9 protein-coding genes are annotated in these 8100 nt (G+C 72.4%); 3 read left to right on the forward strand and 6 right to left on the reverse strand.

Features of this window, described 5'->3' with window-relative positions; translation table 11 throughout:
* Together RIN80_RS19520 and RIN80_RS19525 are read left to right on the forward strand one after the other, a co-directional pair.
* Positions 1–1537, forward strand: a 1537-nt coding sequence (locus tag RIN80_RS19520) for a fructose-specific PTS transporter subunit EIIC (RefSeq protein ID WP_309096902.1), incomplete at its 5' end; no start/stop codon positions are given.
* A gap of 116 nt (positions 1538–1653) precedes the next feature.
* Positions 1654–1809 carry a hypothetical protein gene (locus RIN80_RS19525; RefSeq protein WP_309096903.1) on the forward strand — a complete coding sequence of 52 codons (156 nt, stop codon included), beginning with the start codon at positions 1654–1656 and terminating at the stop codon, positions 1807–1809.
* 16 nt (positions 1810–1825) lie between these two features.
* Here RIN80_RS19525 and RIN80_RS19530 read toward each other — a convergent pair whose 3' ends face one another.
* The 4 genes from RIN80_RS19530 to RIN80_RS19545 all read right to left on the reverse strand — a co-directional run bounded on the left by RIN80_RS19530 (position 1826) and on the right by RIN80_RS19545 (position 6548).
* On the reverse strand, positions 1826–2572 hold the full coding sequence (locus tag RIN80_RS19530; protein WP_309096904.1) for a DUF6227 family protein: 747 nt from the start codon (positions 2570–2572) through the stop codon (positions 1826–1828).
* Positions 2573–2750: 178 nt separating this feature from the next.
* Complete coding sequence (locus tag RIN80_RS19535) at positions 2751–3968, reverse strand: Ig-like domain-containing protein (RefSeq protein WP_309096905.1); 1218 nt, start codon at positions 3966–3968, stop codon at positions 2751–2753.
* Between the two features lie 248 nt (positions 3969–4216).
* A complete protein-coding gene (locus RIN80_RS19540) occupies positions 4217–5257 on the reverse strand; it encodes a P1 family peptidase (RefSeq protein ID WP_309096906.1) in 1041 nt (346 codons plus the stop codon).
* A gap of 61 nt (positions 5258–5318) precedes the next feature.
* Positions 5319–6548, reverse strand: coding sequence for a low temperature requirement protein A (locus RIN80_RS19545; protein ID WP_309096907.1), 1230 nt, complete (start codon positions 6546–6548; stop codon positions 5319–5321).
* Positions 6549–6604: 56 nt separating this feature from the next.
* On the opposite strand from RIN80_RS19545, the gene RIN80_RS19550 reads away from it, so the two are divergent.
* Positions 6605–6781 carry a hypothetical protein gene (locus RIN80_RS19550; protein WP_309096908.1) on the forward strand — a complete coding sequence of 59 codons (177 nt, stop codon included), beginning with the start codon at positions 6605–6607 and terminating at the stop codon, positions 6779–6781.
* 52 nt (positions 6782–6833) lie between these two features.
* On the opposite strand, the gene mscL is transcribed toward RIN80_RS19550, so the two are convergent.
* Positions 6834–7292 (reverse strand): large conductance mechanosensitive channel protein MscL, encoded by a 459-nt coding sequence (gene mscL / locus RIN80_RS19555; protein WP_309096909.1) that lies wholly within the window; start codon positions 7290–7292, stop codon positions 6834–6836.
* A 180-nt stretch (positions 7293–7472) separates the two neighbouring features.
* Positions 7473–8063 (reverse strand): hypothetical protein, encoded by a 591-nt coding sequence (locus tag RIN80_RS19560; protein ID WP_309096910.1) that lies wholly within the window; start codon positions 8061–8063, stop codon positions 7473–7475.
* Positions 8064–8100 lie beyond the last annotated feature (37 nt).

Genomic DNA, 8100 nt, shown 5'->3' on the forward strand with positions numbered 1-8100 from the left:
CGCCACGGCCACCGCCGGCACCGCTCCCGCTGAGGAGCGGCCGTTCCGCATCGTCGCCGTCACCTCCTGCCCCACCGGCATCGCCCACACGTACATGGCGGCCGAGTCGCTGGAGAACGCCGGCCGCGAGGCGGGCGTCGAACTCACCGTCGAGCCGCAGGGCTCGGCCGGCTTCACCCGGCTCGACCCACAGGTCATCGCGGCCGCCGACGCCGTGATCTTCGCCCACGACGTGCCCGTACGGGAGAAGGAACGCTTCGCCGGCAAGCCCACCGTCGACGTCGGCGTGAAGGCGGGCATCAACCGTCCCGCCGAACTCATCGCCGAGGTCCGCGAGAAGGCCGCCCGCGGAGAGGTCACCGCCGGATCCGCTCCGGCCACCCCCGTGGAGCGCTCCGGCGGCTCCGGCGAGGGCTACGGCACCAAGCTGCGCAAGTGGCTGATGTCCGGCGTCAGTTACATGGTGCCGTTCGTCGCGGCGGGCGGTCTGCTGATCGCCCTCGGCTTCGCGATCGGCGGATACGAGATCAACAAGGCCCCGTCGGTGATGGACCACTTCACCTGGACGCAGGCCGACAGCTGGGCGGCCCTGCTCTTCCAGATCGGCGGCGTCGCCTTCGGCTTCCTCGTCCCCGTCCTGGCCGGCTACATCGCCTACGGCATGGCCGACCGGCCCGGCCTCGTGCCCGGCTTCGTCGGTGGCGCGATCTCCCTCACGATCAACGCGGGCTTCCTCGGCGGTCTGGCCGCCGGTCTCATCGCCGGTGGCGTGGTGATCGCCATCCAGAAGGTGCGGATCCCGGCGGCGATGCGCGGCATCATGCCGGTCGTGGTGATCCCGCTGATCTCCTCGGCGATCGTCGGGTTCCTGATGTTCGTCGTCATCGGCAAGCCCATCGCCGAGGCCCAGAAGGGCATGACCGACTGGCTCAACGGCCTGTCCGGCTCCAACGCCATCCTGCTCGGCGCCCTCCTCGGCCTGATGATGTGCTTCGACCTCGGCGGTCCGGTCAACAAGGTCGCCTACACCTTCGCCACGGCGGGCATCGCGGTCGCCACCCCCAGCGACTCGGCGATGAAGATCATGGCCGCGGTGATGGCCGCCGGCATGGTTCCGCCGCTGGCGATGGCCCTCGCCACGACCGTGCGCGGCAAGCTCTTCACGCAGACCGAACGCGAGAACGGCAAGGCCGCCTGGGTGCTCGGCGCCTCCTTCATCTCCGAGGGCGCGATCCCGTTCGCGGCGGCCGACCCGCTGCGCGTCATCCCCGCCTCGATGGCGGGCGGCGCGCTCACCGGCGCCCTGTCGATGGCCTTCGGCGCCACCCTGCGCGCCCCGCACGGCGGCATCTTCGTGGTCCCGCTGATCGGCAACCCGCTGCTCTACCTGGTCGCCATCGCCGCGGGCGTCTGCGTCACCACCGCCCTGGTCGTCGTGCTGAAGGGCCTGCGCAAGCCGGCTCCCGGCGCCGCCACGGCTCCCGGCGAGGGCACCACGGCCCCGACGGCGGAGCGGAAGCAGCCGGTGGCGGCCTGAGGTACAGCGGAACCGTCCCTTTCGGGCTGTGTGAGCTGTTCATGCCGCCTGCGAGATAGATCACGAAAGTCACGGCCCGGGACCGATGTCCCGGGCCGTGGTGTCTACTGGGGCGCATGTCCGATCACGTCTCGCGGTGGCCCGAGCGCCACTCCCTCCCCGCCCTCCCGCAGCAGCGGCGGACGGGCTCCCGGTCGGAGTCCGTGGAACTGACCCCCGAGGAGGCAGACGCCTTCGCCGACCTGGTGCGCCACTTCGTCGACGGCGACTGAACCGCGCCACGACGCGCTACGACAGCTGTGCCGCCCGCCGCTCCATCGCCTCGCGCGCCGCGTCCTCGCTCACGTACACCTCGCACATGTGCCGCCCGTCCGGCGTCGCCGTGTGCTCGACCTCCCACAGGGAGAGCTCCTCACCGTCGGGCAGCAGGAACGCGTGCTCGTAGAGCGAGAAGCCCAGGCCCGCCCGGCCCGCGCGGCAGGGGCGGCCGAAGGCCTGCGTGATCTGGTGACCGGCCGCCGTGGCCAGCCGGGCCGCCGTGTCCGCGCCCGGCCGGTCCTCGTTCTCCGCCCGGCGCAGTAAGCGGCGGGCGTGGTCCGCCGAGTCCTCCGCCGCGTAGGCGTGCCGGGGTGTGGGAGCCGGGGGCAGCTGCACCGTCACCGGAAGTTCGAAGTCCGGCGTGTCCGGCGGCAGCGGGAGCCGCGAGGTCGCGGCACGCAGCTCCTCCTCGTCGACGTACACCTCGTGCTGCGGCTGTCTGCCCGGCGCGGTGTTGTGGACGAGCTCCCAGAGCGTGAGCGCCGAGCCGTCGGCCAGTAGCCACGTGTGCCGGTACGTCTCCCGGTGCAGGCCCGCGCTGTGGTGCGCGGAGTGCAGCGAACCGTCGTGCGCCAGCGCGCAGTCCAGCCGCCTTATCGTCTCGTCCGGTAGCTCGAAGGAGTTCAGGGCACGGCCGAGGAGTCGCGCGAGGTGCTCCTCCGGAGACTCGGGCGAGTCATGGGGTTCGTACGCTGCCGTCTCGTACGGAACGCTCAAGGTTTCTCCCGGCGTTGCTGCATGTCACCTTGTGGGTGCATACCGTAGCCCCTCGGTCGGACATCATGTCCGGGAACCGAGAAAACGTACGTCCGGAAAAACGCGCGGGCCGCGCGAAAAGTTCCCGCGCGGCCCCGCCGGTCCGTCAAAAACCCCTGCTGGGCAGTGCTTCGTGAGGTCAGGAGGCGCTGCCCGCGACCCACTGGCCCCAGTCCATGTTCCATCCGTTGAGCCCGTTGTCCGGTGCCACCGTCTTGTCGGGGGAGTTCTTGACGATCACCACGTCCCCGATGAGGGAGTTGTCGTAGAACCACTTGGCGGGCGTGCTGCCCCCGGCGCCCCGGACGTCCGCGAGGCCGACGCAACCGTGGCTGGTGCCCTGGCGGCCGAAGGGCGGGTTGCCCTTGTTGTACCAGTAGTTGCCGTGGAGGAACGTCCCCGACGTCGTCAGGCGCATCGCGTGCGGCACGTCCGGGATGTCGTACTCGCCGCCCAGCCCGACCGTCCGGCTGTTCATCCGCGTCTGCACGAACTTCTCGGAGATCACCATCTGCCCGTTGTACGTGGTGTGCTGCGCGTCGCCGGTGGAGATCGGGACCGTCTTGAGCGTCTTGCCGTCCCGCACGACCGTCATGGTCTGCGTGTTCGCGTCGACCGTGGAGACCTGCGAGCGCCCGACGGTGAAGGTGACCGTCTTCTTCTGCACGCCGAACACGCCGTTCGCGCCCTCGACCCCGTCCAGGTCGATCTTCATCGTGACCTTGGACCCGGCCTTCCAGTACTCCTCGGGCCGGAAGTCGAGGCGCTGGCCGTTGAACCAGTGCCCCACCACCTTCTGCCCGCTGCTGGACGTGACCGAGATGTGCGACTGCACGGCCTTGCGGTCGGTGATCGCCTTGTCGAAGGTGAACGACACCGGCATGCCCACGCCGACCGTGGTGCCGTCGTCCGGCGTGTACGTCCCGATGAAGCTGTTCGACGTCGTCACCGTCGTGAAGATGGAGTTGGCCGCTGCCGTCCGGCCGGCCGCGTCCTTGGCGGTCGCGGATATCCGGTACTTCGTCCCGCGCTCCAGTTGCTCCTTGGGCTTCCACACCCGGCCGTCCGCGGAGAGCGAGCCCGGCACGGCCTGCCCGCCGTCCGCCACCGTCATCTTCACGTCCGTCAGCCTGCCGTCGCTGACCTTCACGCCGGTCGTGTTGATGGACGCGCTGGTCGAACCGTCCTTCGCCGAGATGGCGATCTTCGCCACGGACGTCTTCGCGGCGCCCCCGCCGCCCTTCTCGTCGTTCTCGGCGTTGGCGCTGCCACCGCACGCGGTGAGCGTCAGGGCGCCGACCATCAGGGCGGCACTGGCCCCCAGAGTGCGCCGCGCTGAAATGTTCGGCGTTGTCACAGGCTGCTCCCAGTTCATGTGATGTGCGTGATCCGCTCCCGTACGTGGGAGAAGAGGGGACCGGCACCCGGCCGGGTTCCGTCCGTGCGCGGTGAACGCCGTCACGTGACGAAACCGCGACAAAGTCCGGTTCCGCTGGGACATCGTCGTGCGCGGACGGACCTTTCGGCGCGCCCCGGGTGCAGCTCGCCGTGCGCGGGCGGCCCGCTCAGGGCTCTGGGCGCAACTCGCCGCGCGGGAGGGCCCGTTCAGCGCCCCGCGTACAACTCGCCGTACGACGGCCACGCCCCACCGGGCCCGTCGACCGACTCGGCGGCCCGCACGGCCCGGACGATCGCCCGGGTCACGACGTCCGCGCCCGCCGCCAGGACCTCGTTGAGCGCGAGCGGATCCGCCGCGTCCAGGGCTCGGTCGCCCGTCGCCAGCGCGAACACCGTGTCCCCGTCGTTCAGCAGATGCACCGGCCGCACCGCGCGGGCGATGCCGTCATGGGCCGTGCCGGCCAGCTTCTGCGCCTGCGCCTTCGTCAGGTCCGCGTCCGTGGCGACCACGGCCAGCGTGGTGTTGAGCGGTGGCGGCGCGCTCCGCGCGGACGTCTCGGCGAGCCGCCGCCGCGCGGCCTCGTGTACCTCCGCCCGCGGGTACTCGACCCGCCCCTGGAACATCTCCCCGTACAGCACCCCCGTTTCCGGGTCCAGCACCGACCCCGCCGCGTTGGCCACCGCCAGCGCCGCCACCGTCACCCCCGAGCCGAGCACCGTGCTCGCACTGCCGACGCCGCCCTTGACCACCCCCACGACCGCGCCCGTGCCGGCGCCCACACACCCCTGCGGCACCCGCGCGCCCGGCTCGCTCGCCGCGGCCGCCTCGACCGCGGCCCGCCCCAGGGCCGCGTCGGGCCGGGCCCGGAAGTCGCCGCCCCGCCCCAGATCGAAGACGCACGCCGCGGGCACCACCGGCACCACGTGCGCCGGGTCCACCCCGACCCGGATCCCGCGCCCCCGCTCCTCCAGCCAGGCCATCACCCCCGACGCCGCGTCGAGCCCGTACGCGCTGCCGCCGGTCAGGACCACCGCCTCGACCTTCCGCACCACGTTGCGCGGATCCAGCGCGTCCGTCTCCTTGGTTCCGGGACCGCCGCCCCGTACGTCCACGGCGGCCACGGCCCCGCCCTCCGGGGCGAGCACGACCGTGGTGCCGGTGAGCCAGCCGTCGCCGGCGCGGGTCGCGTGTCCCACCCGCAGACCGGCCACGTCCGTCAGAGCGTCCATCCGAGCCTCGACTGTCATGGCGCACAGTCTCGTCCAGACGGCGGCCCGCGCGGACCATCGCGGCTGGCACGATGCCGTCTCAGGCCGCCCGGCCCGAAGCGGCGCGGATCCTCGCCGGGCGCGTCGCCAGCGTCTCTCCCGCCACCACCGACAGCGCGCACACCACGCCCGCCGTGAACACCGCCCAGTCGCCCAGGAACGTGCAGCAGATCACCAGCAGAGCCGTCGCCGGCAGCACCAGCTGCTGGGTGATGCCCACCTTGAAGTGGCGGGACTGCAGGGCCCACAGGGTCAGCAGGTACAGGGCAGTCGGCAGGGTCACGGCGGCCGACGCCGCCAGCGTGGAGAGGTGCGCCTTGCCGACCGTCTGCTCCACCGCCACCTCCAGCCCCGCCCCGATCGCGGCCGCCGAGGCGAACACCAGGTAGTGGCCGTAGCCCCACAGGAACGCCTGCCGGTTGGAGCGCAGATGGCCGTGGACGGGCACCACGAAGTACAGCCACCACGCGGCGAAGATGATCAGCAGGCCGCCCGCCGCGATGGGGAGGAGCTCGCCCAGCGCGTCGTTCTCGTCGACGCCGGACTTCACGGCGACCGTGGCCGCGGCGATCGTCTCGCCCAGCACGATGATGGTGAACAGGCCGTACCGCTCCGCGATGTGGCGCGGATGCCAGGCCGTGCTGTACCCCCGCTCCGCGAACGGCGGCACGCACATCTCCAGCAGCGCCATCGCCAGGAACCACCAGGGCCGGGCCCCCTCGGGCAGGAACAGCAGCCCCAGCCAGCCGACCTGGCACAGCAGTACACCGCCGGCGTAGCGCAGGGCCGTCGCCCGCTCCGGGCCCTCGCTCGACCGGGCCGCCCGCAGCCACTGCGCCACCAGGGCGAGCCGCATGATGACGTAGCCCAGCCAGACCAGGAGGTACTCGTGCTCCTCGAACGCCTGGGAGACCCCAGCGGCGAGGACCAGCACGCCCGCGATCTGCACCAGCGTGACCACCCGGTACAGCACGTCGTCGTTGTCGTACGCCGAGGCGAACCAGGTGAAGTTCATCCAGGCCCACCACAGGGCGAAGAACACCATCGCGTAGTCGACGATCCCCTCGCCCGCGTGCCCCTCGGCGACCGCGTGCACCAACTGGACGCCGGCCTGGGCGACGGCCACGACGAAGCACAGGTCGAAGAAGAGCTCCAGCGGCGAGGCCGTCCGGTGCTCCTCGTCGCGGCCCCGGGCCCTCAGCCGGCGCAGCGGACCCCGGCCGCCGGGCGCGCCGGAGGGGCCGGGCGGGAGAGGGGCGCTGGAGATCATGATTCCCAGCACAGCAGAAGGCGCCGCGTTTTTCTCCGCGACCGTACCCTGGACGCATGAGCACCGCCCCCGAACCCGAGCCGCGTGCGCCCAGGCCCGCGCTGGTCTTCGACGACCCGCTCGACCAGCAGTCCTCCGACGACACCGACCGCGGCTGGGGCGAGCGCACCGACTCCGGCGGCGCGGCCGACCTCAAGCGCTTCCTCGACGAGAAGCCGCCGCACCACCTCTGAAACAGCCGGCACAACCCCCGGCGAAACACCCGGACGGCCGCCGCCCGGAACGCTACGGCCGGTCGTGCCCCGAGCCGCGCTGCGCGACCAGGGCGTCCCGGATCTCCTTCAGCACCTCCAGCTCGGTCACCTCCATGACCTCCTGCGTGCCCTCCTTCGCCTTGCGGCGGGCCTCCATGCGAGCCAGGTACTTCGCCATCGGCAGGACCATCAGGAAGTAGACGACCGCCGCCGTGATCACGAAACTGAGGGTGGCGCCGAGGACCGAACCCCACAGGATCCGGATGCCCTGCTCGCCCTCGCAGGCCGAGCTCAGGCAGGAGCTGTAGTGGTCGAGGTTCTTGGTCCCGATGGCCCCGACGACCGGGTTGATGATCCCCTTCACCACGGCGTTGACGATGTTGGTGAACGCGGCACCGATCACCACCGCCACCGCCAGATCGACGACGTTGCCGCGCATCAGGAAGGCCTTGAAGCCCTCCCAGACGCTCGGGTCCTTCTTCTCGCTCACCTGGGGGCCTCTCCTCGTACGAGCAGCTTGTGGAACAAAACGCTCCGCAACCTACGGCACCGTCGGGCCGGACCGGGCAGGTGGGTCCCTCCAACGAGGGACGCGAAGGAACCGCGCCCCGCAGCGCCGCACCCCTCGCCCCCGCACCCCTTGTCCCCGCACCCCTCGCCCCCGCACCGCTCACCACAGCGTCACCGCGAGCCGGGCGGTGGCGCTCGCGCCGGCCAGACGGGCGGCGGTGGCACGCGGCACCGAGAGCACGATCAGCGCCCCGCCGTCCGAGGCGCCCTCCACCGGCTCCGGCACCTCCCTCACCCGGGCCCCGCGCGCGACGACCCGGGCGTCCCCGCCCGTCGCCGTCTCCTCGGCGGCGATGACGTCGACGCGGTCACCGGGCCGCAGCAGCCTTACGGTCGCGGCGTCGGCGATCCGGACCGGGGCCGTCGTCGCCCCGACCGCCCGGTGGGCACGGGCTGAGTGCTCCCCGGGGAGCGAGGCCGTGCGGGCGGGTGACTGCGCCCGGGGCTGACCGCGGGCCCCGTCGGCGGCGCGCGGACCCGCCGCCACGAGCGCGGTCGCCGTGACCGCGAGCCCGACCGCGACGGCCCGCCGCCGGTGCCGCGCGAGCCGGCCCGAGCGGCACCGGCCACGCACCCGTACCGGGTCGAACCTCGGCACCTCGCGGGTGGCGGGGACCTCGGCCCCGGGTGGGCCCGGTGCGACGGACCAGGAGGGAGACGACGGCGCGAACGAAGGGCGAGCGAGAGACACGGAGACCACCACCTGCGACGAGGGACCGGCTTGCGCT

Source organism: Streptomyces sp. (assembly GCF_031181705.1).
Classification (GTDB): Bacteria; Actinomycetota; Actinomycetes; order Streptomycetales; family Streptomycetaceae; genus Streptomyces.